The sequence below is a fragment of the Sorangium sp. So ce185 genome (genome assembly GCF_051526825.1).
Taxonomy (GTDB): Bacteria; Myxococcota_A; Polyangia; order Polyangiales; family Polyangiaceae; genus Sorangium; species Sorangium cellulosum_D.
Genome location: NZ_CP150316.1, coordinates 3,307,459 through 3,334,197 on the forward strand (window position 1 = coordinate 3,307,459; position 26,739 = coordinate 3,334,197).

A 26,739-nucleotide genomic window follows, 5' to 3' on the forward strand; every position below is an offset into this window, starting at 1 on the left:
CGCGCCCTCAGCGCGGCGTCCGCGAGCGCACGGTGCGCGCGTCGACGGCGTCGCGCAGCGCGTCGGCGATGAGGTACGAGCCGCCGACCGTCGCCAGGAGCAGCAGGCCGGGGAGCACGAGCAGCCGGATCTCGCTCGGGTGCCGCGCCGCCTGGCCCAGCGTCTCCCCCCACGACGCCACGCGCGTGGGCGCGCCCATCCCGAGGAACGAGATCGCCGCCTCGAGCAGGACCACGGACGCCACGCCGAGCACCGAGCTCACGATCGTGGGGCCGAGCGCGTTCGGGAGGATGTGGCGGTAGAAGACGCGCAGCCGGGTGCTGCCGAGCGCGCGCGCGGCCATCACGTACTCCTCGCTCGAGGCGCGCAGCACCTCGGCGCGCACGAGGCGCGCGATCTCCGCCCAGCGGACGAAGGCGACCGCGAGCACCAGCGACAGCGCGGAGGGCTCGCGCTCGATGGCGCGCACGATCGCCACGACGAGGATCGCCGGGAAGGTGTCGACCGTCTCGACGAGGCGGACGAGGCCGTCGTTCCAGAAGCCGCGCAGCGTGCCGGCGAGCCCGCCGAGCACCACGCCGAGGAACATGCCCACGAGCACCGCGCTGAGCGACAGGCCGAGCGCGGTGCGCGCGCCGTAGATCAGCCGCGCGGCGAGATCGCGGCTCTCGAAGTCCGTGCCGAGCGGGTGATCGAGCGAGGGCGACGCGTTCGGGCCGGCGTCGGTGCGTTGCTCCGGGCCGTAACGGATGGGCGGCCAGATCGCGACGCCCACCTCGAAGCGCACCCGGAGCTCGGCCTCGGTGAGCGACTCGAGCTCCGCGGCGTCGGTGACCGCGGGCAGGATCTCGGCGCCGTCCGGCCCGAGCCGGGCGATGGGCGCAGGGGCGGCGAGCAGCTCGGCGAAGATGGCGAGCAGCGCGAGCACGCCGAGCAGGACGGTGCCCGCGGCCACGCGCTTGCTGCCGACCATCCGGCGGAGGAACGCCGCCGCGTGCGTCACGCGCCGCTCCTCCGCGAGAGCACGGCCGGGCCGAGCCGCGGGTCGACGAGCACGTACGCGAGATCGGTGGCGATCACGCCGAGCGCGGCGATGCCCGCGGCGCCGATGGAGATGGCCATGAGCCAGCTCACGTCGCGCGCCTGCACGGCGAGGAGGGTGAGCTCGCCGAGGCCGTGGAGCTCGAAGACGCGCTCCACGACGAAGGCGCCGCCGAGCGCCATCGGCGGCTCGAGCATCGCGAGCGTCACGACCGGGAGCACGGCGTTGCGCAGCCCGTGGACGGCGATGGCGCGCGCGGCGCCGGCGCCGCGCGCCCGCGCGGCCCGGATGAAGTCCTGCGTGAGCACGGCGACGAGCGCCGCGCGCTGCTGACGCGTCGGCGCGGCGATGAGCGAGAGCGCGATGAGGCACGTCGGCAGGAGCAGCGAGCGCGCCCCGCCCGTGAGGAGCGCGGCGGCCACGGCCACGACGGCGGTCGGGAGGACCGCGAGCGTGAGCACGGCGGCCGCGATGGCGGAGTCGCTCCGCCGCCCGCGCGAGGCCGCGCTCAGCGCGCCGAGCGGGACGGCCACGGCGTAGGCCAGGGCGATCGCGCCGAAGACGAGCGTGAGCGTGACCGGCGCGCGCCGCTCGAGCTCGTCGAGCACCGGCTCGCCGGTCGCCGCGACGCCGAGGCGGTGGGTGACCGCGCCGAGCGCCCACTTGCCGTACCGCGTCTCCAGCACCGTCGCCGCGAGCCGCGCCGGGCCGGAGAAGACCTCGAAGTCGCTGCGGTAGACGTTCCAGAACGACTTCCACCGCGTGACGCACGCGCGCGCCTCGGCGAGGTCCTCGCCCGGCGCGATCCGGTCGTCGATCTCGGTGATGTGCGCGGCGACGTCGACGAGGGCGCGCGCCTGCTCGAGCGCCGCCGCGTCGCGCGGCGGCTGGAGCGCGGCGATCACCGGCTGCAGGGCGAACGTGTCGAGCTCGAGCAGCTCGGCGGCGCGCGACTCGGAGCCGTAGCGGACCAGGCGGCGCACCGCGCTCCGGACCGACGGGCTCCGGAACTCGATGCCGCGGTCGTCCCAGAAGCGCGTCCAGAAGGCGACCGCGTGCGCCGGGTCCGCGGCCTCGTCGGCGCGCGGCAGGCCCATCCGCGCCGCGACCGGCGCGAGCGCGAGGGCGACGCGGGTGCGCGGCTCGGGCGCGAGCGCGTCGAGCGGCAGGATGTGCGGCAGCGCGGCGCCGCCGAGCCGCCGCAGCTCGTCGGCCGCGGCGGCCGCGCCGTCGCCGCCGGCCGCGACCGCCCGCACGGCCGCGAGGGCGCGCAGGCGCACGTCGCGCGGCTCCAGGTTGATGAAGCGCGGGAGGTCGAGGAAGCGCTCCCGGCGCAGCCGCGCGAGCTCCGCGCTGGAGAGCGAGCTGGCGAGGAGCGGATCGTCCGTGGGATCCGGGACGAACGAGAGCACGAAGAACGTCAGCAGCGAGACGCCGACGAGGGTGGGCAGCGTCCAGAGGAGCCGTCGGAGCGCGTGGCGGAGCATCTCTCTCGCGCGGGGTCAGCGCAGGATGGCGTCGAGCAGGTCGATGCGCATCCCGAACTTGTAGGGGGAGGCCTTGACCACCTCCGTCTTCTGGCCGGAGATCGTCTCGTCGTTGCCCTCCAGGTAGCCGCCGGCGTTGATGCCGATGACCTTGCCCTGGCCGTTGAAGATGGGGCTCCCGTTCATGCCGCTCGTGCTGCGGGCGTCGTGCTGGATCAGCCAGGCGTCGGCCGCGGCCGCGGGCCGGCCGTTCGCGCCGGTGATCCGGCCGATGTTGGCGGCCAGGAACGTGGCGACCGGGTTCGCGGCGTCGGTGAGGCGCTCGGGGAAGCCGATCAGGTACACGTCGTCGCCCGCGCCGGCCGCGGCGAGCTCCTCCCGGGTGGCGAGCTCCAGGACGGCGGCGGCGCGCCCCGCGATCGACACGACGCCGATGTCGGGGGTGAGCTGGTCCGCGCTGTCGCGGTACTGGGGGTGCGTCCGCATGCTGGTCACGGCGAAGCTTATCTGGCCCCGGCCCTCGTTCTCGAGCGCCACGATCGTGCCGCCGCGGCGCTTGGCCGCCGTGATGCAGTGCGCGTTCGTCGCGAGGACGGAGGGCCGCACCGCGAACGCCGTGCAGAACCCCTCGCGCCCCGAGGCGAGCATGAAGATCCCCTTTCTGGAGCGGTCGTGGAGGTTGCGCCCGAAGTTGGCGTTCGAGGGGTGCAGCGTGCCGAGGCGCCGCTCGATCTCCTTGCGCCGCGGGTCCTCGGGCGGGAGGCGCGCGAGCTCGGCGCGCAGCTGGCTGATCTCGTCGTGGGAGGAGCGGTTGTAGAGGATGAGCCCGACGAGGCTCGCGAGCGCGACCACGAGGAGCGAGGCGAGGATGTAGGTCGTGCGACGCTGGCCCGCGGTCGCGGCGTGCACCTCCTTGTGGAGCATGGCGTTGAGCTCGACGGTGCCGCGGGGCTTCGCGCGCCCCGTGGCGGCCGAGACGGCCGAGGAGATCATCATGGCGATCGTCCGCTCGCCGACCCGCCGGGCGCCGGCCGGCGGCGCGGCGGCGACGTGCCCGGGGTGGGCCGCGGCGGGCGCGGCGTAGCCCGCGGCTTGCGCCGGGAGAGCGGCGGCGGGCGCGGGGTGGCCGGCGGCCGGCGCCGGGTACGCGGCCGGCGTGGGATAGCCGGCCGCCGGCGCCGGGTACGCGGCGCCAGCCGGGTACGCCGCGGGCGCAGGGTAGCCCGTGGGCGCGGGGTAGGCCGCCGCGGGCGCGGGGGGAGGCGGCGCCGCGTGCGCCTGCGGCGGACCCGGAGGCCGACGCTCGACGACCTCGATCCGCACCCGCGGGCCCTTCGCGCCGAACGTGACCTCGTCGCCCGAAGCGATCGCGTGCCGCTTGATCCGCTGCCCGCCCGCGTAGGTTCCGTTGCGGCTGTCGAGGTCGTACAGCACCCAGCCCGCCGCCTCGAGGCGCGCCTCGGCGTGGTGGCTGCTCGCGTCGCGATCGTGGTTCGGGTCGAACACGACGTCGTTGTCCGGCGCGCGGCCGAAGCGCACCACGCGCTTGTCATGGAGCTCCACGGACCCGGCGTTGCGCCCGAACGTGTGCACGACGCGCAGCATCACGGCGCGGGGACCCCCTTCAGCAGATCGATGCGCATCCCGATCCGGAACGGCGAGCTCTGCGTCACCGTCGTCTTGCGCCCGTCGATCGTCACGTCGTCCTCGTCGTCGATGTGCGCGGCGTGGATGCCGATCACGTGCCCGTACTGGTTGAAGATGGGGCTCCCGCTGTTGCCCCCGCGCGTGACCGCGTCGTGCTGGATGACGACGGCGCGGTCCGGCGTCGTCGCCTCGTCGTCGATGCCGGTCACCCGCCCGATGCGGCCCTCGAGGAACGTCGCCGAGGGGCTCAGCGGATCCATCAGCCGGCCGGGGAAGCCGAGGACGTAGGCGTCGTCGCCCGGCCCGATCGCCCGCAGCTCGGCGTCGTTCGCGAGCTTCACCGTGTGCGACGCCCTGCCGTCGATGCGCAGCAGGGCGACGTCCGGCGAGCCGGCCCCCGCCTGCCCGGGCTTGTACGCCGGGTGGGCCGACATCGCGACGATGCGGAGCCGCGTCTTCCCCATCGAGTCGTTCTGCGTGACGATCGGGGTGCCGCCGCGCGCGCGGCAGTCGCGGACGCAATGCGCGTTCGTGGCGAGCAGATCGGGCGCGACGGCGAAGGCCGAGCAGCAACCGCCGATGCGGTTGTCCACCTTGTAGCCCATCACGTAGAGGGCGAGCCGGTTCTGCTCGAAGATGGCGCGGCCCGAGAGCACCTGCTCCGGGATCTCGCCCGTCGGCCGCGCGGCGGGCGCGACGCCGAGGCCGACCTCGCGCGCCAGCGCGTCGGCCGCCCGGCGCGACCGGTACGCGACCACGCCCGCCACCGCCACAGCGACGAGCGCCGCGACGACGCCGAGCCCGAGCAGCAGGTTGTGGCGCGCCACCCGCCGCCGCGCCTCGTCCGCCTTGGCCCGCACGAGCGCGACCGCCTTGTCCTCGCGCTGCATCGCCTGCACGACGGCGTCCCTGACGATGCGCTGCGCGGTCTCGACGTCGACACGGCCGTCCGCGTCCGGTCCCCGCGGGGGCGGCCCTTCCTGCGGGGCGGCCGGAGCCTGCCGGCCACGCTTGTCGTTGCTGCGCAGCATCGCGGTGGGTGGCGCGCGCACGTGCGCGGCGCGCGGCCTAACGGAGCAGGTAGTAGCCGGCGATGGTAACGCACGCGACGGCGCTCACGATCATCAAGATCACGAGCCACTGCGGCGCGCCGTCGGTCGGGATCATGATCGGCTCGTCGCCCTGGACGGGGGCGCGGGCCTTGCGCTCCTCGAGCGCGTCGTCCGCCGGCAGGGGCGAGATGACGGGGTCGTAGTCGTCGCCGTCCTCGTCCAGGTCGCTGTCCGCGGCGCTCAGCCACGACTTCGGCGAGGGGGGGCGCTGCGAGATCTTCTTCTCGTCGAGCTCCTTCACCTTGCGCGCCGGCTCGGACGCGGCGGCGTTCTGCGCGAGGAGGTGCTCGGGCAGCGAGTACTTCTGGTAACGGAGCTCCTCGATGTCCACGAGGTCCGCCTCGGCGAGCCCGTCGCCGTCGAACTTCGCGACCACCACCGTGATGTTGTCGTGGCCGCCCGCCTGGTTGGCCCGATCCGTCAGCACCTTGCAGGCCTCGATCGGATCGTCGACGGTCCGCAGCACCTCGCGGATCTCCTCGTTCCGCACCATGCCCGAGAGCCCGTCGGAGCAGAGCATCAGCGTGTCGCCCCGCTTGAGCTCCACGTAGGTGAGGTCGACCTGCACCGAGTCCGCCGTGCCGAGCGCCTGGAGGATGATGTTGTTGTGCTCGAAGGTCTCGGCCTCCTCCTCGGTGAGCTGGCCGGCCTCGATGAGCTGGTTCACGAGCGACTGATCGCGCGTCACCTGCACGAGCCGATCGCCGCGCAGGACGTACGCGCGGCTGTCGCCGACCTGACCGAGGAACAGGTGATCGTCCATGAGCGCGGCGATGGTCGACGTCGTCCCCATCCCGCGCCGGGTGCGATCGAGCTTCGCCTCGCTGAAGATCCTGAGGCCCGCGGCCTCGATCGCCTGCACGAGCCGCGCCGCGAGCTCGTCGTGGTCCTGCGGGGGACCGCCGGCGCTCATCCGCTGGTAGATGATGTCGACCGCGAGCTGGCTCGCGACCTCGCCGGCCGCGGCGCCGCCCATGCCGTCGCACACGCCGAGCAGCGCGCCGCGCTCGCCGACCACCTGGTAGCGGTCCATCTCCATCAGGCCGCGGCTCGCCTTGGTGAGATCCGCGACGATGAAGTTGTCCTCGTTGTGCTCGCGGACCTGCCCCACGTCGGTCCGGCCGAACAGCCGCAGCACGACCTCGGGTCGACGCGGATCGGCCGGCGCCGCGGCCCCGCCGTCCGTGTCGTCGGGGCGCTGCGCGCCCTCGGCCGGCTCGTCGCCAGCGGCGGGGCGCAGGGTCGAGCCGTCGCCGACGGTCTCCGCGGCGGGGGTCTCGTCGAGCGCGCCGTCGTGCGACGCGGCGACCGACGGGGCCCCGAGGGAGGCGTGCGCGTGAACGCCGGCCGGCGGCCCGTCGGGGGTCGCCCCGTCCGCGAGGTCGTCCGACCGCGTCGGGCTTCCATCCGCGTCCTCCTCGCGCAGCCCGCCGGCGGTGAGCCGCACCCGCGGCGGCGGAGGGAGCTTCCTCCCGACCTTGTCGGGGCCTGCGGCGCCGGGCGCCTTCACGGATTTCACGGCGATGCCAGCCTTCTGTTCGCGCGCGGCGTTCGCGGCCGGGCGCATCTTGGGCGGCGGGGGCGGCTTCCAGTTCACGGGCTTGCCTGCTTCCAGAGACCCCGCCTTGCCGGCCTCGAGCGACGCGGCGCCGTGCGGGGAATCACCAAGGGCCTTGCCCGCGTTGCCGCTGGAGTCGGTCCCCACCGACGCCGCGCTCGAGAGCCCCTCGACTTCCAGCGCCTCGGTCGGCGTTTCGCGGACGGTCGGGTCGCTCATCGGGGGAGATCCACGCGGAACAGGTGCTGCCCGATGCGCACGAAGTCGCGATCGTGGAGGCTGACGTCCTCGCGGATGGCGACGTACGTCCCGTTCGACGACTCCAGGTCGGTGAGCGTGAACTCCCCCGTGGCCGGGTTCCTCCGGATGGCGGCGTGGCGTCGCGAGAGGAACGGGTCGGCCGTGAACACGATGTCTCCCGTTTCCCGTCCGATCACCGTCTCGTCCCGGTAGAGGTGGTACACGTCCCGCGTCACGCCCTCCACCGTCCGCTGGCAGAGTCGCGCCCGCCGGTGGATGGCGGGCGAGCCAAACAGCAACGTTCCATGCTGGATCGCATGGCCGAGGCCTCGCTCCCCGTCGCTCACGGTCTGAAACTGTAACACCTCAAGCCCCAGGAGGAGCAAGTCGGCATCTCGAAGGGCGTGCGTCTTCCGGATGCGCAGGTAGATGCGGTTGACGCTGCCCAGGTCACGGAGAACCCAGGACCCGTTCTGCGGAACGATCCGCGCGTGCCGCGGCGAGACGTACAGGTCGTCCTCGAGGACGATATCCCCCTCGGTGCGGCCGATGTCGATCTGCGGGCCGGTGAGGGGAAAGCTCTTCCCCTCGGTCCCGTCTTCGACGATCACGATGAGCTTGCCATCGGGCGCCCGGGCCGGCCGCGTGTCGGCCGGGACCCACGCCGGCGGGCGGACCGAATAAGACGCCCGCAGCGGAGCGAGCGGCACCTGGGAGGGCGGCGGCGCGCTGCCCGCCTCGGTCGAGAGCGGCCCGGCGGCGTCGCCCTGCGGGGGCCGCGGCGGGTCGTGCGGGGGCCGCGGCGGGTCGTGCGGGGGCCGCGGCGGGTCGCGCCCGACCTCCGGGGCGAGCGAGGGCGCGGGCTGCGGGCGGTCGGCGGTGGGCCTGGACGGGCGCTCGGAGACGGGCCGCTCGCCCTCGAGCGGCGCCCCGCAGTACTTGCAGAACCGCGTGCCCGCGAGGCACTGGCCGTGGCAGCGCGCGCACTCGACCGGCCGGGCCGGCGCCTTCTGCGACGACGCGATGTCGAGCACCGGCGAGCCGACGATCTTGTCGGGGGTGCTGCCGCTGGCCGGGGGAGGGGGCAGCCGCGGGGGCGGCTGGGCGACCGGCGGCAGCGGAGGCGGCGCCGGCCTGGCCGGCGGCGAGGCGCCGGGGCCCTGCCGCAGCGCGTCCCCGGCGCCGGGGCGCTCGTCGCGCGACGCGGGCGGCGGCGCGGCCTCGGGCGCAGGCGCGTGCCGGGGCGCGGCCTCCTGGACCCCCCGCGCCGTCGTCTTGGTCTCGTCGGGCGGCGGGTGCGCCACGTACGGCGCGGCGGGGGACAGCGCGCCGTCCGGGTCGCTGCCCCTCGTTCGCCTGGGCGCGACGCTCGCCGGCTGCAGCGCCGCAGCCGGCGCGGCGCCGTCCTTCCGGTGGAGCGGCGCGCCGCACGTCACGCAGTAGCGATAGCCCGGCGGGTTGTCCCCGCCGCAGCTCGCGCACGAGAGCCCCAGCAGCGCCTCGGTGATCGAGGGCGTCGCCTGCGCCACGGACGGCGCCTCCGCGTCGCTCCGGTCCGCGGGCCGCGGCCCTTGCAGCGCCGGCGCCATCTGGATGGCGCTGTCCAGCGCGCCCACGGCCGGCGTCGCGGCGCCCTCGCGCGCGGGCGCGGAGGCGGACCGCGCGGCGAGCTCCGCGCGGCCGTGCGCCGCCGGCATGGAAGGCTCCGTCCTCGCCGAGCCGATCGGGCTGAACGAGAACACCGGCGCCTCCGGGCGAAGGCGCCCCGGCGCGCTGCGGGCCCCCGGCGCCCGGGCGGCCCCGCGGGCGTCGTTCGCGGGCGGCGCGTCGGCCTGCGCGGGCGAAGGCAGCGCCGGGAGCGACACCTGGGGCAGGCCGCTCGGCGGCGTCGGCGGGGCGACGCGCGCCTCGCGCGCCTTGAGCCGTCGGCCGCAATCCTGACAGAACGTCAGATCGGCAGCGTTGTCGCGACCGCACACATCGCAGATCACGCTGCCGAGGGGACCGCGGAGCGACGGTCGAGTCAAGTGGACGGTGCGTTCTCTCGAGCGGGCAGGGGGAGCCGCTCAGCGCCGACCGAGCTCGGTCCGCACCTCGAGCAGGAGCTCGAAGCCCACGAACTGCGCGATGCCGGTGCCCCGCTCGTAGTTGGCCGTGTCCTTCCAGCCCGCGATCAGCACCGGCCGGTAGACGCAGCTGACGCCGAGCACCGCGCGGCGCGACACCTCCAGCTCGACGCCGACGCCGCCGAAGATGAGCGCGCCGCCCGTCTCGACGCCCCACTCGTTGCCGTAGACGACGCCGCCGATGCCGGCGGAAAAGTACGGGGCCGCTCGGTAGCCGATGTCCGGCATGTACCTCATCTCGGCGCGCAGCTGCTGGAAGATCCCGAGCCGGTAGAGGTTGCTCGAGTCCATCTTCGTGAACTGGTACGCGCCGCCGAAGTACCAGGGGCCCGGCGATCGGTAGCCGCCGCGGATCGCGAGCCCGCCGCCGCTGCCTAGGATGCACGAGTACAGCGGCCCCGATCTCGGGCAGACGGCGCCGGGGTCGAGGCTGATCTCCGCCACGAGGGCGACGCCGTACTGCGCGTACTCGACGTGCAGCGGCGGCGGCCGCGCGGCGAGCTCGACGCGCGGCTTGACGGGAGGAGGCGGTGGCCGCGCGGCGGCGTCGCTCGCCTGTGCGTCGCGCGCGGCGCGTTCGGGCGCGGCGAGCGCGCCGTCGCTCCCGTCGCTCCCGTCGCGCGCGGCCTCGCCTGTCCGGGCGTCGGCGCGAGCGTCGGGCGCGGCGGCGGGGAGGTCGCCCTCAGCCTTGCCCTCCGGCGGCGCGGCAGGCGCTGTCAAGGACAGCAGCGCGCTCGCCGCGAGGGTCGCGGCCGGGAGCGCGCCGGGCGGAGGTCGTAAACGCACGAGTTGCTTGAGATACGCGAGAGATCTGCCGCCGGCAACGCCCGTCCGCGCGCGGGCGGCGGGGCCCGGGGGCGGCTGTCAGTCCCCCGCCGCGCCGCCAGGAAAAGAGCGGACGGGAGGGGGAGGCGAGCGGTCTCGTGAAGCTCGACTCCATACGCCGCTTGACGGCAGCTGCGAGGGTCGCCTAAACGAAGCCACCTTCATGGAGATTCACCTCGACAAGCGTGCCGTAAAGCAGATCCGCCTCTCTGCGGCGGATGCCGTTGAGGAAGGCGACACCGAGGCGCTGCGCGAGGACGTCCTCGAAGCGTTCTCGGAAGAGCAGGTCGAAGAGATCGAGCGTCGTCTGGACAGCGGTGACTTTTTTGAGTTCTTGACCGACGTGCTCGACGAGTGGGGGGGCGACGACGTAGACGAGCTCTTCGAGCTCCTCGAGACGCAGCTCGGCGACATCGGCATCGACCTGAAGTACGAGCCGCGCGAGGACGACGACGACCTCGACGAGGCGGAGGACGACGACCTCGGCGACGATGACGACGACGAGGGCGACGACGACGCCGAGCTCGAGCCCGAGGACGACGAGGACGACTGACCGCGGGGCGGGCCGCCGGAAGGGCGGTCCATCGCCACGGCTGGCCGCCGCCACGGCCGGCCGCCGCCGACACGGCGATGCGCCGTGCGGCGCTCCGCGTCAGCGGTCCTTTTCGCTGTCTTTTCCGCCGTCGAGCTCGCGCACGATGTAGTCGGCGCACGGGCGCTGCAGCGCCGGGAGCGACGGGCAGATCGCGTGCGCGCAGCGCGCGTAGCGCGACTCGGGGAGCTCCCGGGTGATGAGCGCCGCGGTCGCGCACGCCTCCTGGGTCCGGCCGTCCTCGCGCCACAGCTTCGCCTCGGCCCAGAGCGCGTCGTCGCGCAGGATGGACGCGGGGTGGTTCGTGTAGAGCTTGCGCAGCTCGCGGCGCGCGGCCGCGCGATCGCCGAGCGCGTCGCGGTAGAGCCGCGCGATCTCCAGCTGCGCGTCGTCGAACCGCGCGCGGTCGTAGCTGCCGGTCGCGGCGGACTCGCGCGGCGCGAGCAGCTCCCTCAGGTAGCCGATGGCTTCCTCGGGGCGCCCGAGCGCGGCGGCGAGCTCCGCCGCGCGGAACAGCGCGTCGTCGGTCAGGCTGCCGGCCGGGTACGGGTGCGCGCGCGCGGCGGCGACGAGCGTACGCAGCGCGCCCTCGCGATCGCCGCTCTGCTCGAGGAGCAGGCCCGTGTGGTAGGCGACGTCCTGATCGAGCTCCGTCCCGCGAAACGCCGGGCCGTGTTGCCGCAGCCACGCGAGCGCGCCGCCCGCGCCGGCGCGCTCCTCCTCGCGCCGGAGGAGCCGCTTCAGCGCGTTGCGCGCGAGCCCGTGCGACGGGTTCCGCCGCGTCGCCGCGAGGAGCATCGCGTAGCCCGCGTCGGCGTCGCCGTGCTCGATCTCGAGGTCGGCGAGCTCGAACTCCGCGCGCACCGAGCGCGGCCCGCGCGGCGAGTCGGCGAGCAGCCGCTCGTACGACGCGCGCGCCTCGGCCCAGGCCTCGGCGCGCTCGAACGAGCGCGCTTGCAGGAGGCGCGCCTCGTCGCGGTCCTTCACGCGCAGCGCGCGCGACGCGGCGCCGTCGAACGAGCGGGCCGCCTCGTGGTAGCGCCCCGCGTGGTAGGCGCGCTCGCCGGCGGCCATCGCGGCGACGTAGGCGTCGCCGCGCGCGGGCGCGCACGCGGGGCCGAGCAGCGCGGCGATCGCGAGGGCGAGCGCCGAGGCGGCGGCGCGGCGGCTCATGCGCGCGCGCCCTCGTGGCCGCGATCGCGCGGCGTCGAGAGCACCTCGTCGAGCGCCTCGGCGAGGGCGCGCGCCGCGGGCGCGACCTGCTCCGGCGCGACGTCGAGGTGGGTCACGGCGCGGACGGTGCTCTTGCCGGTCGCCCCGATCAGCACGCCGCGCCGCCGCGCGGCGTCGACGAGCCGCTCGGCCGGGATCCCGGGCGTGTCGACGTAGAGGATGTTCGTCTCGGGCTCCTCGATCGTCGCGGGCGGCGCGGTCGCGCCCGGCCGGGCGGCGCGTCGCGCGGCGTCGCGCATCGCCCGCGCGATGGTGCGCGCGGCCTCGTGGTCCTCGGCGATGCGGCCCTGGTGGTGCGCGAGCGCGTACAGGGCGGCGGCGGCGAGCACGCCCGCCTGACGCATGCCGCCGCCGAGCATCTTCCGGAAGCGCAGCGCGGCGCGGATCGCGTCGGCGCCGCCGCACAGCGCGGAGCCGACCGGGGCGCCGAGCCCCTTCGAGAAGCAGACGCTCACCGTGTCGAACGGCGCCGCGAGCTCGGCGACCGTCCGGCCCGAGGCGACCGCCGCGTTCCAGAGGCGCGCGCCGTCGAGGTGGAGCGCGAGGCCGTGCGCGCGCGCGACCTTCGCGATGGCGAGGACGTCGTCCTGCGGGAAGACGCGCCCGCCGGCCCGGTTGTGGGTGTTCTCGATCGCGACGACGCGCGTGCGCGGCTGGGTGTACTGCGGCGGCTTGATCGCGTCCTCGACGTCCGCCGCCGTGAACAGGCCGCCGCGCCCGGCGAAGGCGAACTGCACGCCGCTCCACGCGGCCCCGGCGCCGCTCTCGTAGAACGCGCAGTGCGCGCCCTCGCCCGCGATCACCTCGTCGCCGCGCTGCGTGTGGCAGAGCAGCGCGATCTGGTTGCCCATCGTCCCGCTGGGCACGAACAGCGCGGCCTCCTTGCCGGTGAGCTCCGCGGCGCGCTCCTCGAGCCTGCGCACGGTGGGGTCCTCCCGGTACACGTCGTCGCCGACCTCGGCCGCCGCCATCGCCGCGCGCATGGCCGCGGTCGGTCGGGTCACCGTGTCGGAGCGGAGATCGATCATCGCTTGCCTCCTGAAAACCTCGGCTGTCGGCCCGGCCGACATGCTAGCACCGCGCCCCCTCGCCCCTACGCGGGGCCCTCCGCCGCGAGCCGCGGGAACCGCTCGGCCATCCGCCACGCGATGCGCGTCGCCATCGCCATGATCGGCACCTGCGAGTTCACGCCGATGCTCGTGGGGAGGATGGAGCCGTCGGCCACGAAGAGCCCCGGCAGCTCGAAGCACTCGCCGCTCTGATCGACGATCCCGCGCCGCGGATCGTTCGCGACGCGCGCGCTCCCGAGCGGGTGGAACGCCATGCACTCGATGCGGCGCGCGTCGACGGGGGCGCGCTCGGCCGCGAGCGCGGCGTCCATCGACGTGATCGGCGGGGCGCCGATCATCGCGGTGTAGACCTCGCGCGCGCCGGCGGCGATCGCCATCTCGCTGAGGAGGGTGATCGAGCGGCGCAGCCGCGCGAGATCCCGCGGCGCCATCGCGTACGAGACGAGCGGCTCGCGGCCGAAGCCGGGGCGGACGCGGCCGCCGCCCTCGTCGTGGATCATGGCGCCGAAGACCGCGCAGCGCGGCAGCGCGCGGACCCGCCGCCGCAGCGCGGGCCCGACGCCCGGGAGGCCGGCCGCGAGCACGTTCACCGCCGAGTAGACGCCGACGAGCTTGATCCCCTCGGCGTCGAAGTGGTCGGAGTAGACGCTCTGGAGCGCGCCGTCCCAGCCGTTCAGCGCGTCGTCGAACCGCGCGACCACGCGCACCGCGGGGTGCAGCGTCACGTCGTTGCCGAGCGCGCCGCTCGCCTTGAACGCGCCCGCCGTGCGGAGGAGCAGCGGCGTGTGCAGCGTGCCGCACGCGGCGACCACCACCTTCGCGCGCACGCGGAAGCGGCGCGGCGGGGCGCCGGGCTCTCCGCCGAGCAGCGTCCCCTCGACGCCGGCCGCGCGCCCGCGCCGCACGGCGATCCGCTCGACGAGCGCGTCGGCGACGACGCGCGCGCCGCGCGCCGTCGCCGACGGCAGGTAGGCGACGTCGACCGAGCGCTTCGCCCCGGCGGGGCAGGTGAAGTTGCACCGCCCGTTCCCCTCGCACGCGTCGCCGGTGTTGCGGCGGAGCGGGCGCATCGGGATGCCCAGCCGCCGCGCCCCCTCGACGAACCGCGCCGTCGACGCGGAGCGCATCGCCTCCGGCACCTCGCGGACGTGGAGCCGCTCCTCGACGCTCTCGTACGCCGCCTCGAGCGCCCGCTCCGAGAGCTCGTCGAGGCCGAGGTCGCGCACCCACCGCGCGTGGACGCTGCCCGGGATGCGGAAGCAGACCCCGCCGGTCACCACCGACGAGCCGCCGACCGCGCGCCCGAGCGTGAGGGAGATGATCGGCGTCTCGCCCACGCCGAACGCCGTGACCATGCCGCCCTCGCGGAACAATCGCCGCAGCGACTCGCTGGGCTTCCAGCGCTGGTAGTCGTCGGGGCGGTAGTAGGGGCCCTCCTCGAGCACGATCACGCGGCGCCCCGCCTCGGCGAGCAGCGCCGCCACGACCGCGCCGCCGGCGCCCGAGCCGACCACGGCGACGTCGCACGCCTCGTCGAACCCCGCCGGCAGATCGCGCCCGCGGACGATCGGCTCGCCCGACGCGATGGCGCCGCTCACGCGTCGCCCCGGGCGGCGGGCGTCGCGCGCGGAGGCCCGCCCGCGTCGGCGCGGGGCGCGGCCGGAGCGCCCGCGGCCGGGCGGAGCGCGGGCAGGCGGCGGCGCGCCGCGGTGCTCTCGCGATCGAGGCCCGTCAGCGCGAGCTCCGCGCCCTCCTCGAAGGCGGGGATGCACATCGGCACCTTGAAGGCGACGAGCAGCATCGCGAGGAGCCCGGAGCGGCTCGACTCCAGCGCCTCGAGGTAGGCGAGCCGACGGCCCAGCGGGAGCCGGCTCATCCGGCCGAAGGCGCCGATCACGAAGGGCGGCAGGAGCTCGAGGCAGGCGGCCAGCAGCGCGAAGCCGCGCCGGGTCTCGGGGCTGGCCTGCCCGAGCGAGAGATCCAGCGCCGCGACCGCGCGCTCGCACACCTCGGCCCCCGGCGGGGCGAGCTCGCCGCGCTCGTCCTCGTCGCAGAGCATCGCCTCCGCGGCGGACCACGCGACGCGGCGCGCCCAGGGCGAGAGCCCGCGCCCGGGGCGGTCCAGCCGATCGAGCCCACGCGCGGCGCGCTCGCGCGCCGCCTCTCCCGCGTTCTCCTGCATGGCCGCGAGAGCCTAAGCCCGGATCGACCCGGCGCCGAGGCCCAAGGCGGCGCGCGCCGCGACCGGGTGATCCCGGGCGCTGGCCGCGGCCACGCGGAGGGGTCGCGTTCGAGGGTCGGCCGCGGCCCGCGGCGCTGCTCGTCGAGGCCGGCCGCGCGCGGCGGGGCGCCCGGCGCTCTCTCCTCGACCCCGGCGCTTCCTCCTCGAGGCCGACACGACGCACCGCGCGGTGGCGAGCCGCGGGCCGCGCTCGATCGGCGCGCCGCCGCCCCGCGTTCGCGCGTCGTTGCAGAACGACATCCTGGCGGTCCGCGGGGATGTGCGCCGCGCGCGTCGAGGCTCGGTTCCCGCCGGGCTTGCGCGCGCCACCGCCGCGCGCGCGGGCTGCCGGCGCGGATCCGGTTCTGGTATTCAGCGGAGCGGCCGGGGGAACACGGAGGAACGATGGCGGAGCGATCGCTGCAGCACCGGGATCCCGATAGCAAGGACGACGAGACGCTGAGGAGAGAAGCGCGCGTGCACCTCGCGAGCGAGCCTGCTCTGCAGCTCGTGGCGGAGCTGATCGCGCGGCTGCGCGAGCTCGATCTGCCGTGGTGGACGCCGGTCAAGCTGCGCGAGCGGTTCGGCGCGGTCGAGCGGATGAGCTGGTTCCGCGAGCGGAGCGACGTTCGCCAGCAGATCACGACCTCGCTCACGGGCCTCTCGCCGCGGGCCGCCCGCCGCAAGACGCCGGACTTCCAGGGCGCGCTCATCGACTCCGTCATCGACGAGGGCGACATCACCCCGCGCGCGTTCGAGGCCGCGTTCGATCCGCGCGATCTCGCCGTGTACGGCCCGGCCGGGGGCTACTGGCAGTTCTTCCGCGAGTCGATGCCGTGGGATCAGGACACGCCGCAGCACCAGGAGATCGTCGCCTGGCTGCTCAAGGCGCTGCTCGCGGACCGGAGCCCGTTCGAGGGCATCGGCAGGACGCCGATCCTCACGCCGTGGGACGTGCGCACGGCGATCGACGGCCGGCTGTGGCAGACCCGGATCCCGCTCGAGGTCCGCGTCGCCATCGACAACGCGCGGCTCAAGCAGGAGCGCGAGCGCCCGGGCGTGCCGTTCCACGCCGACGGCGAGCTCGCGATCGCCGGGCCGGACGTGATCGCCGCGAACATCCCGCCGCGCGAGATCCTCCCCGTGGTGCAGCTCGCGCAGAAGGCGATGCGCTTCGACGCGGCGCGCGCCGCCACGCCGAAGGCGGACGCGCCGAAGGCGGCGCCGGCCGAGGTGTCGTCGGTCCGCAGCGGCGCGCCCGCGCCGTCCGCCGCGCCGCCCGGCGGCGCGCCCGCGCCGGCCGTGCCGGCCGCCGGCGCTCCCGCGTCGGCCCCGGCGGCGTCCGCGCCGGTCTCGCCCGGCGGTGCGCCCGCGTCGAAGCCGGCGGCGTCCGCGCCGGTGTCGCCGGCCGGCGTGCCCGGTTCGGCGTCCGCGGCGTCGGCCCCCGCGTCGTCCGGCAACGCGCCCGCCTCTTCGCCGGCGGCGCCAGCCTCGGTGTCGTCCGGAGGCGCGCCGGATCCCGGCAAGCCCGCCGCGGCCGCCGCTCCGGGCGGGGCCTCCTCCGGGGCGGCGAGCTCGCCGCCGGCAGGGCTCCCGCCCTCGGTGAGCAGCCCGCCGGCCGGCGCTCCTGCGGGCTCGAAGCCGGCCGGAGGCATCACGCCGCCGAGCGCGATCGTGACGAGGCCGCCGTCGACCGGCGGCGCCGCGGCGGCGTCCGTCTCGTCGCAGGTGGCCGAGCCGCCGCGCAGCAGGCTCCCGAGTGACCCCGGCGTCTCGTCGGCGCGCCCGTCGACGCCTCCCGCGCCGCCCGCGGCGCGCGCGTCGACGCCGCCCGCGCCGCGCGCGTCGACGCCGCCCGCGCCGCCCGCGCCGCGCGCGTCGACGCCGCCCGCGCCGAGCGCCTCGCCGGCCGGGGTCGAGTCGCTCGACGATCTCGAAGCGGAGGACGCCGACGAAGGCGACGGCGCGCCAGCCGACAGCGAGCGCACAAATCCGTGGGCGGTCTCGAGCGACGAGAAGGCCAAGGCCGAGGTGGACGACCTGGACGACCTCGGCGAGGTGGAGCCGGCGAGGTAGGGCCGCCCGAGGGCGCGAGGCCGCACGGGCCGCGCGCCACACGGCATCGCCGCAGCGCGGCGCCTCACCGCCGCGCGGCGCCTCACCGCAGCGCGCCGCGCCGTATCGCCCAGCACAGATCGCCGCGCCGCGCGCGGCCTCCTTCATCTTTCTTCACGAGCGCGCCTGCACATCCTTCACACGCCCTGCGCAGCTTCGTCGTGGCTCGGGGCCGCGCGTTTGCGGCTCCAGCCTCGCAGCCCGGGGCCGCGCGAGCGCGGCTCCGGCCGACTGCGACCGGGGCCGCGCGCGTCCGGACGAGCCGGGCGCCGCGCGGACATGCCCCGTGCACGGATCGACAGCGGAGACGCTCACGGAGGGTGCTCATCATGTTGGGATTCATCGTTGGAACGGCCTGCCTGATCGGCCTGATCATGACCCTGAAGCGCGCCGGCCGGTACGATTGCGGCGGGCACTGGGGCGCGGGGCCGCGCCCCTTCGGCCGGCGCGGCTTCGGCGGCTTCGGCTTCCGCCGTCGCTTCTTCCTGTCGTTCCTCTTCGACCGGCTCGGCACCACGCCGTCGCAGGAGAAGGCCATCGTCGCGGCCGTCGACGAGCTCCGCGCCGCCGCGGACGCGCACCGGAGCGAGATCCGCAGCACGCGCGCGGACGTCGCGGCCGCCATGCGGAGCCCGAGCTTCGACGAGACGCGCCTCGGCGAGCTCTTCGCGCGGCACGACACCGCCATCGAGTCGCTGCGCAAGGCCGCGGTCGGCGCGCTCGGCAAGGTCCACGCCGTGCTCGAGGACCGCCAGCGCGAGCAGCTCGCGGACCTCATCGAGATCGGGCCGGCCGCGTTCCGCGATCTGTGGTCCGGCAGGGCCGGTCGGCGCGGCCACCGCGCCGACCCCTACAGGACGCACGGCGAGTGGGCGTGAAGGAGGCAACGAAGACCATGATGCGACGCCAGATCACGATCACGCTGCTCGTCCTCGGCACCGTCTTCGGTTACGCCTCCGGCTTCTCGGCGCTGCGCTGCCGGGCCGAGGCCCGCCGCGACGCCTTCCAGCGCCACGTCGCGTCCCTCTGCGTGGACGCCGCGCGGGAGGCGGAGCGCTCCTCGTGGCGGAGCGCCGCGCCCGCGCGCCCCGCGGCGCCGGAGACCGACACCGCCCCCGGCCGCTGAGCTATACACGACAGAGGCGGCCGCCGCGCGCTGCCGCCCCTTCCCTTCGGGTCCCTCCATGGCGCTGCGGCTCCTGCTCATCGACGACGACTCCAGGCTCCACGCCCTGCTCGCGAGCTACCTCGAGCAGAACGGCTTCACGGTCACGGTCGCGTGCGACGGCGCGCGAGGCCTCGCGGCGCTCGCCGCGGGCACCTTCGACGCCGTCCTGCTCGACGTGATGATGCCCGGCATGGACGGCATCGAGGTCGTGCGCCGCATCCGGCAGAAGAGCTCGATGCCGATCCTCATGCTCACCGCCCGCGGCGACGAGGCCGATCGCGTGGTCGGCCTCGAGATCGGCGCCGACGACTACATCGCCAAGCCGTTCAGCCCGCGCGAGCTGCTCGCGCGCCTCCGCGCCGTGCTCCGGCGCGCCACGCCCGACGCCGCCGGCGAGCGGATCGTGGCCGGGGACATCGCCATCGACGTGCCCGGCCGCGTGGTCACCGTCGCGGGCAAGCCCGCGGAGCTCACCGGCATCGAGTTCGACATCCTCGTCGCCCTCGCGCGGCGCGCCGGCCGCGTCGTCGCCCGCGAGGCGCTCCTCGAGGAGGCCGGCCGCGGCGACGTCAACGTCGGCGGGCGGACCGTCGACGTGCACATCTCGCACCTGCGGCAGAAGCTCGCCGACGACCCGAGGTCGCCGAAGCTCATCAAGACCGTGCGCGGGGTCGGCTACGTGCTCGCCAAGGACCGCGCGTGATGCGCTGCCGCTCGTGGCTGTTCGAGAACGGGCGGAAGGTCTCGATCAACCGCTTCCTCAGCGCCCGGCTGCACCGCCGGATCTTCATGTGGTTCGGCGCGACCATCCTGATCACCGCGTTCGCGGCGATCGCGACGGTCGGCGCCATCGACCGCGTCGGCAACTCCGGCTGGCGGCACGAGCACGCCCGCGCCCAGTCCTTCGTGGGCCTCCAGTTCCAGCGGGTCTGGGGCGATCCCGTGGCCCGCGACGCCCTCGCCCGCGTGATCGCGGAGGAGTTCGACACCGACCTGGACCTCCTCGACGCGAAGGGGCGGCGGCTCGCGCGGTACGGCCAGCCCTGCCGGGTGCAGCCCCTGGTCGCGCCGGTCCCCGGCGACGGCGGCTCGCTCGGCACCGTGCTCCTCTGCCCCGGGCGCGGCCGGTCCGGCGCGTCCCTCCGCCTCGCCCTGCCGCTGTTCGCCGTGGCCGCCGTCCTGTGGGCGGCCTCGGGCCTCATCTCGCGCCGCCTCGCGCGCCCGCTCGTCGACCTGGCCCACGTCGTCCACGAGATCGGCGCCGGCAAGCTGTCGAGCCGGGTCCGGCTCGACCGCCACGGCCACGGCGAGGTCGGCGTGGTCGCCGAGGCGGTCAACGACATGGCCGCGCGCATCGAGCGCCAGATCGCCGACCAGCGAGAGCTCCTCGCCGCGGTGTCGCACGAGCTCCGCACGCCGCTCGCCCGGATCCGCCTGCTCACCGAGATTGCCCGCGGGGACGGCGGGGCCGGCGCGCCCGTGCTCGACGATCTCGATCGCGAGGTCATGGAGATCGACGCGCTCGTCGGCGACCTCCTGGCGAGCTCGCGCATCGACTTCGCCGCGCTCACCCTGACGCGCCTCGACCCGGCCGAGGCCGCGATCCGCGCGCTGGAGCGCGCCGGGCTCGACCCGACGCTGCTGGAGGTCGCCGAGGGGACGCCGGCGTTCGAGGCGGACGCGACGCTGCTGGCGCGCGCGCTCGCCAACCTGCTCGAGAACGCGCGCGCGCACGCGGGCGGGGCCGAGCGGCTGCGCGTCCGCCCCGGCGGTCCGAGCCGCGTCGTCTTCGAGGTCGAGGATCGCGGGCCCGGGTTCGCGGACGGGGAGGAGACGCGCATCTTCGAGCCGTTCTTCCGGCGCGAGCGGGCGCAGGGCGGGGAGAGCGGCGCCGAGCGCGGCTCGCTCGGCCTGGGCCTCGCGCTGTGCAAGCGCATCGCCGAGGCGCACGGGGGTCGCGCGTTCGCCGAGCGCCGCGGGGGCGGCGGGGCGCGCGTGGGCATCGAGCTCGCGCTGCGCCCGCCGGCGAGCGCCGCGCGCCTCCGCGATCGCCCTCGCCGCGTCTAGTTCCGCCCGCCAGAAGTCCGGCCAGGGATCCGGAGAGAGAGAGAGTTCAACGCAAAGGCGCAAAGGCGCAAAGACGCAAAAAAGATTTGTAGTTTTGCGCCTTTGCGCCTTTGCGCCTTCGCGTTTATTTCTCTATCGCTCGCGAGGCAGATCCCTGGCGGGAGTTCTGACCCGCGGTACTAGCTTCCGCGCGCCAGCGATCTCGGAAGGGGTGGCCGACGCGCGGCGGACGCCCGGGGGGGAGCCCCGAGGCCGGCAGCAAGCGGACCGGGCGGGCGCGTTCCCGCTTGACCGCGCGACGGCGCCGGTGCGAGGCTCCGTGAGCTCGCGACCATGCGTATCCTCCTCTGTGAAGATCAGGACGCGATCCGGCGCATGATCGAGGCGCTGGTCGGCGCGAGCGGCCATGAGGTCATCGGCGTCGGCACCGGCCCCGAGGCGGTGGAGCGCGCCCTGACCGAGCCCTTCGATGTTCTCCTGCTCGATCTGATGCTCCCCGGCAGCATGGACGGCTTCGAGGTCTGCGCGCGCCTCCGCGCGGACCCGGCGACGGCCAGCCTGCCGATCGTCGTGATCAGCGCCCTCGACGACCGCGAGGCGCGCGCCCGCGCCGAGGCGCTCGGCGCGACCGCCTACTACGCGAAGCCGTTCCGGCCCCTCGAGCTCCTGGAGCTCATCGGCGGGCTCAAGGCCGCGCGGCGGGCCTGACCGCCGCCGCGACTCCCTGGCCGGCGCAAGAGCGCGCTGGAACGCGGCGCGGGTTTTGGCTACACCCCGCCGTCATGCACACTCGGTGGCGCGGGGTTATGGCTTCGATGCTCGCGGCGGTCGCCCTCTCGGGGCTCGCGGGCTGCGACGGGGACAAGAGCAAGGCGCAGTCCGCCGCCGACGCGGGCGCGCTCGACGCCGGCCCGGCGCTCCCGGTCGTCGGCGGCAAGCTCGGCGCGGAGCTCGCGGCGGCGGCGGCGTCGGGCGGCCCCGAGAGCCGGCCGGCGCCGGGCGGCGCGAAGGACGGCCCGCCGGAGAACGGCGTGTTCTCGGCGCAGGCGGCGGTCGCCGCGCTCCCGAAGGACGTGCCCTACAAGATCGAGGTCATCGACGCCGGCAGCGAGCCGCGCGCCCAGCTCGCCGCGAAGGTCGATCCGAAATCCGAGCAGAAGGTCGCCATGACGCTCGGGCTGCGCATGGGCGGGCCGCAGGGGTTGCCGAACCTCGAGCTCGGCCTGAGCATCAAGGCCGACAAGCCGGCGGACAAGCCCAAGGAGGGCGCGCCCGCGCCCGCGGCGCCGACGACGGTGACCGCGAAGATCACGTCGGCGACGCTCGCGTCCATGTCCATCGGCGGCCCGCCGAAGGAGCTCGCCGACGCGCTGGCGAGGCTGAAGGGGAGCGCCCTGCGCTACGATCTCTCGCCGGCGAACGCGGTCAGCAACCAGAAGCCCGAGCTCGCCAAGGACGCCGATCCCGGGCTCCAGCCGCTGCTCGCCGCCCTCGGGGAGGCCATCGCGCTCCTCACGCCGCCGCTGCCGGACAAGCCCGTCGGCGCGGGGGCCTACTGGATGGTCACCGACCGCGCCGTGGTGTCGGGCGCGCAGCTGCCGGTGCTGCGCTACCGCGTCTTCAAGATCGAGAAGGTGGAGGGGGATGTCGTCTCGCTCAGCGTGGACACGCGCCAGTACGCGGAGGGCGCCGACCTCAAGCTGCCGGGCCCGAACGGCGACGTCACGCTGACCATCGACCGGCTAGACTCCGCCGGCAAGGGCACGCTCATCTGGTCGCCGTCGAGCTACGCGCCGGGCACGGCCGACGCCTCGCAGCGGCTCCAGGCGCTGCTCGTGCCCCCCGGCGCCAGCGGCCAGCAGGCCGCCCAGCGCAGCGTCGCCCAGGTCGAGCTCACGGCGAAGATCGCGCCGCCCGCAGCGCAGTAGCCGCCCGCCGCGCGGGCGCGCGCCGCCGCGCCGGGCCTGGAGAGCTTGGCGACCGCGCCGCGCCCCGGAGCGGCGCAGGGGGCGTTGGCTAATCCCGTGCATGAACGCCCATGCGGGGAGGCGTGGCGGCTGTCCGACCCGGCTGGCAAAGGCGGGCGAGCAGACTGCGCCACGACGGGCGGCATGAGCTACGGGGGCGGGCGGAACATGCACGGGTGCAGCCTCGAGACCTACCTCGAGGAGCCGGGGCTCACCGAGGGACAGCGGCGGCGGCTGCGGCTGTTCCAGACGGTGGAGGACGCCGTGAGCGATCGCGTGGAGCAGCTGTGCACGTGCAGCGAGCTCGAGGTGACCGACGCGGCGATCCTGGTCGTGTCCCCGGCGGCGCGCCGGCTGCTCTTCCGCAGCGCCGCGGCCGGCGGCGCGGACCCGCCGGCCGCGAGCGTCATCCTCGGCCACCGGGCGCGGCTCCACGCGTTCCTGCACGCCGCGCTGCCGCCCACGGACGAGGCGCCGTTCGACCCCTACGCCGACCTGCTCGCGCCCTCCCCGCCCCAGTGCGTCCGCGTGCTCATCCTCGACGAGGACTCGCTCACGGTGCTGAACTACGGCGCGTTCGTGGTGGTGAGCCTCGACCGCGGCGAGATGCCGACGGCGTAGCGACCGGCCCCCGCGGGCCGATCAGAAGCGCACGGTGAGGCGGAGCGGGCCGACGGCGGCGCGCGGCGAGGCCTGCTTCCGCGGGGCGCCGGCGGGGCCGCGGTCGAGGACCAGCACGAGCACGCCGGCGCCCGCCGCGAGGAGGCCGGCGCCCGCGACGATGTCGCCGGCGAGCGCCTGGGCCCGCGCGGCGTCGGCCGCGTCCCCGTCCCGCGTCGGCGCGTCCGACGCGCTCGCGACGCCGAGCAGGCCGATCGCCACGCCGGCCGCGACCGTGGTCAGGCCGCCGGCGAGCAGCACGATCGGCACGACGCGGACCGTCGCTGCGTCGGGCGCGGCGCCGTGCGCAGCGCCGCCCGGCAGCGCCTCCGCCGAAGGCGCCCGCGGCCCGACGGAGGCGCCCGGGGTGGACGCGCCCGGCGCGGGGGCGTCGCGCTCCAGGGTCAGCATGACGACGACGCGGCTCCCCGGCGCCGCGGCGACGCTCCGCCGCGCCTCGCGGTAGCCCGGCGCGCTCACGGTGACCACGTGGTTCCCCGGGTTGACCGGCCGAGGGCGATCGAGCGCCGCCGCGGGCACCTCGACGCCGTCGATCTTCACCACCACGCCCGCGACGCCGTCCGGCGAGAGCCTCAGATCGAGCCCGGCGACGTGGCGCTCGAGCTCCTGCACCGCCTGCCGCGCGAGCTTCTCGTACTCCTTCGTCGCCGGCGCGGACGGCTCGACGAGGAACGCGCGGAAGCTCTCCAGCGCCTCGACGAGCTGGCCGGTCTGCTGCTGCGCCACCCCGAGGCTGTAGAGCGTGATCGGCGCGCGCTTGATCGCGAGCGAGCGCTCGTACCGCTCCCGCGCCTCCTCCCAGCGGCCCTGCTTGGCGAACTCGGAGCCCTCGATGAAGATCTCGCGCGCGACCGCGACGTCGGCCGCGCTCTGCGCCGCGGCGGGCGCGGGCGCCGCGAGGAGCCCCGCCGCGGCGATGAAGAGCGCGAGGGGGCCGGCGAGGGCCCGCGTCCGCCGCGGCGTCACGGCCTGAACCGCTCCCCGTCGGCGAGCAGCGAGAACCCGTCGAACCCGGACCACAGGATGAGCTCGGTCCCCGTCCAGACCCCCACGCCGTAGCTGTGCTGCTTGTTCGCCACCGCCACGCTCGCGCCCCACCCTGCCGCGGGATCGTACAGCTTCCCGTCCTTCCTGGGCATCGAATCGCTCCGCCCGCCCGCGATGAGCGCGCGCGTGCCGGTCCACGCGGTCCAGCCCGTGCGCCGCTCGCTGCGGCTGCGCCGCGAGGGGGCGTCCTTGTCGTCGACCGCGGCCCACGCGCCGGCCGCCGGGTCGTAGATCGCGCCGTCGCCGAGGTCGCGATCGCCCTTGTCCACGCCGCCCCAGACGAGCAGCCGGCCTCCCATCCAGACCGCGAACGCGTCCGCCCGCGGGCTCGGCGCGCCCGCGCTGGGCAGCGCCCGCCACGCGTCCGTCGTGGGGTTGTAGGCGTACCCGTCGCCCGTGGTCGAGTCGCCGGCGCGCCCGCCGAACAGGTAGAGCTCCGCGCCCGACCACGCCCACGCGACGCCGTCGCGCGCCGGAGCCGCGCCCACGCTGGAGACGGGCGACCATGCGTCGGCGACCGGATCGTAGAGCGCGCCGCCGCCCACCGGCGCGCCGCCCGCGGCGCCGCCCCAGATCAGGAGGCGCGTGCCGGTCCACACGGCGATCGGCGACCGCCGCGCCGTGGGGGCGTTCGTGGTGCTCATCGCGCGCCAGGTCCGCGTCGCCGGGTCGTAGGCGGCGCCGGTGGCCAGGCCCGCCGTGCTCCCGAACGCGCCGCCGCCCCACACGAGCACCCGGGAGCCCGTCCACGCCGCGCCGGCGAGCACGCGGGCCGAGGGGGCGCCCTCGATGCCCAGCGGCGACCACGCGTCGCGCGCCGGATCGTAGAGCCCCCCGTCGTTCACGTCCCTGTTCGCCGTGCGGCCGCCCCACACGAAGAGCGCGTCCCCGATCCAGGCCGCCGCGGCCATCTGCCGCGGCATGGGCGCGCCGGCCGCCGCCATGACGACCCGCGGGGGCGTGCACTCGCCGTCGCGGCACTCGCGGCCGCTCAGGCAGGCGTTGCCGCACGCGCCGCAGTGCTCGACCGAGCTCAGGCTGACGCACGCCCCGTCGCACGCCACGAGGCCGGAGCCGCAGGGCGCGATGCAGGCCCCGCCGGAGCAGATCTCGTCGCCGCTGCAGTCGGCGCTGGTGCAGCACTGGCGGCACGCGACGAGGCTGCAGCACTGCTCTCCGGCGGCGCAGCCCGTGCGCCGGCACGCCGTGCCGCCGGCTTCGCACACGTCGGTGGTGCAGCCGTCGCCGTCCGAGCAGTCCGCGTCCGAGCAGCAGGCGCGGCAGTCTGCGCCGCAGTCGTGCGGCGTGAACCCGCCGCACGCGCACACGCCGGCGACGCACGCGGCGCCCGGCTTGCAGGCGTTGCCGCACGCGCCGCAGTGCTGCGTGCTCCGGGCGAGATCGGACTCGCAGCCCGGCGCGCTCGGGTCGCAGTCGGCGAAGTCCGCGTCGCAGGCCAGCGCGCCGGCCTCGCAGTGCTGGTGAGGCCCCGCGACCACGCCGCACGCGCCGCAGTGGCGCGGGCTGGTCTGCGTGTCGACGCACGAGAGGCCGCACGCGGTGAGGCCGGGGGCGCAGGTGACCACGCACGCCGTGCCGTCGCAGCGCGGCGTGTCCGCCGGGCACTGCACGCCGCAGGCGCCGCAGGTCGCCGGGTCGGTGACGATCGACTCGCAGCCGGGCAGGCCGTCGCAGTCGAGGAGCCCGTTGGTGCAAGCGCAGCCGCCGATCAGGTCGCAGGCCATGCCGTCCGAGCAGGCGTCGCCGCACGCCCTGCAGCTCTCGGTCGTGCCCAGCGAGGCCTCGCAGCCGTCGTCGGGCGCCGTGTTGCAGTCGGCGTACCCCGCCTGGCACCCGCACACGCCCGCCTGGCACTCCATGTTCGGCCCGCAGGTGACGCCGCAGGCGCCGCAGTGCGCGGGGTTCGACGAGCCGTCGGTCTCGCACCCCGTGTCGGAGAGGCCGTCGCAGTCGAGGAGCGGCGGCGCGCAGGCGCACTCCCCCTCGTCGCAGATCGCGCCCGAGGGGCAGCGCAGGGAGCAGCCGCCGCAGCGCTCGGGATCGCTCGTGAGATCGACCTCGCAGCCGTTCGTGACGATGTTCCCGTCGCAGTTGTCGAAGCCGAAGACGCACTCGGACGAGCAGTGGCCGCCCACGCAGAGCGTGTTCGGGCACGCCGCGCCGCAGGCGCCGCAGTTCGACGGATCGTTCAGCACGCTCGTGCACTCGCCGTCGCAGCACGACTCGCCGGCGCCGCAGGCGTTGCCGCAGGCGCCGCAGTGCCCTGGGTCCTGGCTCAGGTCGACGCACGCCCCGCCGCAGCACGCGTCCGCCGGGCAGTCCGGCGCGCAGCCGCCGGTCGACGTGCTGCCCGGCGCGCCGGCGCCGCCCTCGGAGGGCTTGTCGGAGAGGGCGCTGTCCGCGAGCAGCGAGCAGGCGCCGGTGAGCACGGCGAGGGCGAGCAGCAGCGGCCATCGCGCGCCGAGCGTGGGCTCGCGATGTCGCGCTCCGCGAGCGGGCCTCACGTTCATCGGCATCGCG

At 75.9% G+C, this 26,739-nt stretch carries 22 protein-coding genes; 9 read left to right on the forward strand and 13 right to left on the reverse strand.

Features of this window, described 5'->3' with window-relative positions:
• Positions 1 to 7: 7 nt before the first annotated feature.
• Genes WMF26_RS12290 through WMF26_RS12320 form a run of 7 tightly spaced genes read right to left on the reverse strand, consistent with a single transcriptional unit; the run spans position 8 to position 9,998 of the window.
• Positions 8 to 1,003, reverse strand: coding sequence for an ABC transporter permease (locus WMF26_RS12290; RefSeq protein ID WP_437337288.1), 996 nt, complete (start codon positions 1,001 to 1,003; stop codon positions 8 to 10).
• Positions 1,000 to 2,529, reverse strand: a complete 1,530-nt coding sequence (locus WMF26_RS12295) for an ABC transporter permease (protein ID WP_438000467.1) — start codon at positions 2,527 to 2,529, stop codon at positions 1,000 to 1,002. The genes WMF26_RS12290 and WMF26_RS12295 overlap by 4 nt, the downstream gene beginning before the upstream one ends.
• Before the next feature lie 15 nt (positions 2,530 to 2,544).
• Positions 2,545 to 4,134 carry a trypsin-like peptidase domain-containing protein gene (locus tag WMF26_RS12300; RefSeq protein ID WP_438002399.1) on the reverse strand — a complete coding sequence of 530 codons (1,590 nt, stop codon included), beginning with the start codon at positions 4,132 to 4,134 and terminating at the stop codon, positions 2,545 to 2,547.
• Positions 4,134 to 5,228 carry a S1 family peptidase gene (locus tag WMF26_RS12305; protein ID WP_438000468.1) on the reverse strand — a complete coding sequence of 365 codons (1,095 nt, stop codon included), beginning with the start codon at positions 5,226 to 5,228 and terminating at the stop codon, positions 4,134 to 4,136. Before WMF26_RS12305 ends, WMF26_RS12300 begins: the two co-directional genes overlap by 1 nt.
• A gap of 16 nt (positions 5,229 to 5,244) precedes the next feature.
• Positions 5,245 to 7,065 (reverse strand): Stp1/IreP family PP2C-type Ser/Thr phosphatase, encoded by a 1,821-nt coding sequence (locus tag WMF26_RS12310; RefSeq protein WP_438000469.1) that lies wholly within the window; start codon positions 7,063 to 7,065, stop codon positions 5,245 to 5,247.
• Positions 7,062 to 9,113 carry an FHA domain-containing protein gene (locus WMF26_RS12315; RefSeq protein ID WP_438000470.1) on the reverse strand — a complete coding sequence of 684 codons (2,052 nt, stop codon included), beginning with the start codon at positions 9,111 to 9,113 and terminating at the stop codon, positions 7,062 to 7,064. The genes WMF26_RS12310 and WMF26_RS12315 overlap by 4 nt, the downstream gene beginning before the upstream one ends.
• Positions 9,114 to 9,152: 39 nt before the next feature.
• Positions 9,153 to 9,998, reverse strand: a complete 846-nt coding sequence (locus tag WMF26_RS12320; protein ID WP_438000471.1) for a hypothetical protein — start codon at positions 9,996 to 9,998, stop codon at positions 9,153 to 9,155.
• A gap of 202 nt (positions 9,999 to 10,200) precedes the next feature.
• Here WMF26_RS12320 and WMF26_RS12325 point away from each other — a divergent pair, with 202 nt between their 5' ends.
• Positions 10,201 to 10,590, forward strand: a complete 390-nt coding sequence (locus tag WMF26_RS12325; RefSeq protein ID WP_129574434.1) for a hypothetical protein — start codon at positions 10,201 to 10,203, stop codon at positions 10,588 to 10,590.
• Positions 10,591 to 10,689: 99 nt separating this feature from the next.
• Here WMF26_RS12325 and WMF26_RS12330 read toward each other — a convergent pair whose 3' ends face one another.
• The 4 genes from WMF26_RS12330 to WMF26_RS12345 form a co-directional block, all read right to left on the reverse strand.
• The gene (locus WMF26_RS12330) at positions 10,690 to 11,802 is read right to left on the reverse strand and encodes a tetratricopeptide repeat protein (protein WP_438000472.1); all 1,113 of its coding nucleotides are present in this window, start codon (positions 11,800 to 11,802) and stop codon (positions 10,690 to 10,692) included.
• Complete coding sequence (ltaE, locus tag WMF26_RS12335) at positions 11,799 to 12,890, reverse strand: low-specificity L-threonine aldolase (RefSeq protein WP_438000473.1); 1,092 nt, start codon at positions 12,888 to 12,890, stop codon at positions 11,799 to 11,801. The genes WMF26_RS12330 and ltaE overlap by 4 nt, the downstream gene beginning before the upstream one ends.
• 65 nt (positions 12,891 to 12,955) lie before the next feature.
• Positions 12,956 to 14,530: a GMC family oxidoreductase gene (locus WMF26_RS12340; protein WP_061621451.1), complete on the reverse strand. Its 1,575-nt coding sequence runs from the start codon at positions 14,528 to 14,530 to the stop codon at positions 12,956 to 12,958.
• On the reverse strand, positions 14,527 to 15,114 hold the full coding sequence (locus WMF26_RS12345) for a hypothetical protein (protein ID WP_438000474.1): 588 nt from the start codon (positions 15,112 to 15,114) through the stop codon (positions 14,527 to 14,529). The genes WMF26_RS12340 and WMF26_RS12345 overlap by 4 nt, the downstream gene beginning before the upstream one ends.
• A gap of 444 nt (positions 15,115 to 15,558) precedes the next feature.
• On the opposite strand from WMF26_RS12345, the gene WMF26_RS12350 reads away from it, so the two are divergent.
• The 8 genes from WMF26_RS12350 to WMF26_RS12385 all read left to right on the forward strand — a co-directional run bounded on the left by WMF26_RS12350 (position 15,559) and on the right by WMF26_RS12385 (position 23,091).
• Complete coding sequence (locus WMF26_RS12350; RefSeq protein WP_438000475.1) at positions 15,559 to 17,229, forward strand: hypothetical protein; 1,671 nt, start codon at positions 15,559 to 15,561, stop codon at positions 17,227 to 17,229.
• A 368-nt stretch (positions 17,230 to 17,597) separates the two neighbouring features.
• The gene (locus WMF26_RS12355) at positions 17,598 to 18,146 is read left to right on the forward strand and encodes a Spy/CpxP family protein refolding chaperone (protein WP_061628103.1); all 549 of its coding nucleotides are present in this window, start codon (positions 17,598 to 17,600) and stop codon (positions 18,144 to 18,146) included.
• A gap of 17 nt (positions 18,147 to 18,163) precedes the next feature.
• Positions 18,164 to 18,394, forward strand: a complete 231-nt coding sequence (locus tag WMF26_RS12360; protein WP_044988081.1) for a hypothetical protein — start codon at positions 18,164 to 18,166, stop codon at positions 18,392 to 18,394.
• Between the two features lie 58 nt (positions 18,395 to 18,452).
• Positions 18,453 to 19,139, forward strand: a complete 687-nt coding sequence (locus tag WMF26_RS12365; protein ID WP_020734467.1) for a response regulator transcription factor — start codon at positions 18,453 to 18,455, stop codon at positions 19,137 to 19,139.
• Entirely contained in the window at positions 19,139 to 20,503 is a 1,365-nt protein-coding gene (locus WMF26_RS12370) for an ATP-binding protein (RefSeq protein ID WP_438000476.1), read from the forward strand. Before WMF26_RS12365 ends, WMF26_RS12370 begins: the two co-directional genes overlap by 1 nt.
• A gap of 333 nt (positions 20,504 to 20,836) precedes the next feature.
• Positions 20,837 to 21,211 carry a response regulator gene (locus WMF26_RS12375; RefSeq protein ID WP_061628100.1) on the forward strand — a complete coding sequence of 125 codons (375 nt, stop codon included), beginning with the start codon at positions 20,837 to 20,839 and terminating at the stop codon, positions 21,209 to 21,211.
• Positions 21,212 to 21,309: 98 nt separating this feature from the next.
• Positions 21,310 to 22,431: a hypothetical protein gene (locus WMF26_RS12380; RefSeq protein ID WP_438000477.1), complete on the forward strand. Its 1,122-nt coding sequence runs from the start codon at positions 21,310 to 21,312 to the stop codon at positions 22,429 to 22,431.
• 96 nt (positions 22,432 to 22,527) lie between these two features.
• Positions 22,528 to 23,091: a hypothetical protein gene (locus tag WMF26_RS12385; RefSeq protein ID WP_438000478.1), complete on the forward strand. Its 564-nt coding sequence runs from the start codon at positions 22,528 to 22,530 to the stop codon at positions 23,089 to 23,091.
• 21 nt (positions 23,092 to 23,112) lie between these two features.
• Here the strand turns inward: WMF26_RS12385 and WMF26_RS12390 are convergent, their stop codons facing one another.
• Both WMF26_RS12390 and WMF26_RS12395 read right to left on the reverse strand, forming a co-directional pair.
• Positions 23,113 to 24,117, reverse strand: coding sequence for a PEGA domain-containing protein (locus tag WMF26_RS12390; protein ID WP_438000479.1), 1,005 nt, complete (start codon positions 24,115 to 24,117; stop codon positions 23,113 to 23,115).
• Complete coding sequence (locus WMF26_RS12395; protein ID WP_438000480.1) at positions 24,114 to 26,729, reverse strand: Kelch repeat-containing protein; 2,616 nt, start codon at positions 26,727 to 26,729, stop codon at positions 24,114 to 24,116. The genes WMF26_RS12390 and WMF26_RS12395 overlap by 4 nt, the downstream gene beginning before the upstream one ends.
• Positions 26,730 to 26,739: the final 10 nt, after the last annotated feature.

What these genes read in the sequence shown, in the direction of transcription:
- WMF26_RS12300 (WP_438002399.1), bottom strand. Translation starts at nt 4,134, where the DNA reads ATGCTGCGCGTCGTGCACACGTTCGGGCGCAACGCCGGGTCCGTGGAG.
- WMF26_RS12370 (WP_438000476.1), top strand. Translation starts at nt 19,139, where the DNA reads ATGCGCTGCCGCTCGTGGCTGTTCGAGAACGGGCGGAAGGTCTCGATC.
- WMF26_RS12355 (WP_061628103.1), top strand. Translation starts at nt 17,598, where the DNA reads ATGTTGGGATTCATCGTTGGAACGGCCTGCCTGATCGGCCTGATCATG.
- WMF26_RS12295 (WP_438000467.1), bottom strand. Translation starts at nt 2,529, where the DNA reads ATGCTCCGCCACGCGCTCCGACGGCTCCTCTGGACGCTGCCCACCCTC.
- WMF26_RS12325 (WP_129574434.1), top strand. Translation starts at nt 10,201, where the DNA reads ATGGAGATTCACCTCGACAAGCGTGCCGTAAAGCAGATCCGCCTCTCT.
- WMF26_RS12380 (WP_438000477.1), top strand. Translation starts at nt 21,310, where the DNA reads ATGGCTTCGATGCTCGCGGCGGTCGCCCTCTCGGGGCTCGCGGGCTGC.
- WMF26_RS12330 (WP_438000472.1), bottom strand. Translation starts at nt 11,802, where the DNA reads ATGAGCCGCCGCGCCGCCGCCTCGGCGCTCGCCCTCGCGATCGCCGCG.
- WMF26_RS12310 (WP_438000469.1), bottom strand. Translation starts at nt 7,065, where the DNA reads ATGAGCGACCCGACCGTCCGCGAAACGCCGACCGAGGCGCTGGAAGTC.
- WMF26_RS12360 (WP_044988081.1), top strand. Translation starts at nt 18,164, where the DNA reads ATGATGCGACGCCAGATCACGATCACGCTGCTCGTCCTCGGCACCGTC.
- WMF26_RS12375 (WP_061628100.1), top strand. Translation starts at nt 20,837, where the DNA reads ATGCGTATCCTCCTCTGTGAAGATCAGGACGCGATCCGGCGCATGATC.
- WMF26_RS12345 (WP_438000474.1), bottom strand. Translation starts at nt 15,114, where the DNA reads ATGCAGGAGAACGCGGGAGAGGCGGCGCGCGAGCGCGCCGCGCGTGGG.
- WMF26_RS12365 (WP_020734467.1), top strand. Translation starts at nt 18,453, where the DNA reads ATGGCGCTGCGGCTCCTGCTCATCGACGACGACTCCAGGCTCCACGCC.
- ltaE (WP_438000473.1), bottom strand. Translation starts at nt 12,890, where the DNA reads ATGATCGATCTCCGCTCCGACACGGTGACCCGACCGACCGCGGCCATG.
- WMF26_RS12395 (WP_438000480.1), bottom strand. Translation starts at nt 26,729, where the DNA reads ATGAACGTGAGGCCCGCTCGCGGAGCGCGACATCGCGAGCCCACGCTC.
- WMF26_RS12350 (WP_438000475.1), top strand. Translation starts at nt 15,559, where the DNA reads ATGGCGGAGCGATCGCTGCAGCACCGGGATCCCGATAGCAAGGACGAC.